At 67.8% G+C, this 466-nt stretch carries 2 protein-coding genes; both read right to left on the reverse strand.

Annotated elements, in window-relative coordinates; translation table 11 throughout:
- Positions 1-107: efflux RND transporter permease subunit (locus AYR66_RS28215; RefSeq protein ID WP_141104171.1), on the reverse strand; the 107-nt coding region annotated here is incomplete at its 3' end.
- A 10-nt stretch (positions 108-117) separates the two neighbouring features.
- Positions 118-466 (reverse strand): efflux RND transporter periplasmic adaptor subunit (locus AYR66_RS05590; RefSeq protein ID WP_170942275.1); only part of this gene is annotated, 349 nt, incomplete at its 5' end.

Here is a 466-nt window from a genome sequence, read left to right on the forward strand (position 1 = left end):
GGGTACTGCGCAATCGGAAGCCGCAGGATGGACAGCGCGCCGGCCAGCAGGATGAAGAGCGCGATGACCCAGGCGAAGACCGGGCGATCGATGAAAAACTTTGCCATGTGGGCGTCCTTACTTGGATTTCTGTTCCGGTTGCGGCGCCTTGGCCGTCGGGGCCTCAGGGGCTTTCCACGGCACCGGCTTGACCACGGCGCCCGGCTTGGCCTTCTGGAAGCCTTCGGCGATCACCTTGTCGCCGGGCTTCAGGCCCTCGCTGATGACCCAGCGGTCGCCTTGCGAGGAATCGGCCTTGACCTGCTGCAGCGCTACCTTGCCGTCGGCGCCGACGACCAGCACCGAGGCGCCGCTGGCGTCCCGCTGCACGGCCTGCTGCGGCACGGTGATCGCGTTTTCGCTCACCGCCTGCTCGAGGCGGGCGCGCACATACAGGCCGGGCAGCAGCATGCGGTCCGGATTCGGG

Source organism: Noviherbaspirillum denitrificans (genome assembly GCF_002211445.1).
In the GTDB taxonomy this organism is placed as follows: domain Bacteria; phylum Pseudomonadota; class Gammaproteobacteria; order Burkholderiales; family Burkholderiaceae_D; genus Noviherbaspirillum; species Noviherbaspirillum denitrificans.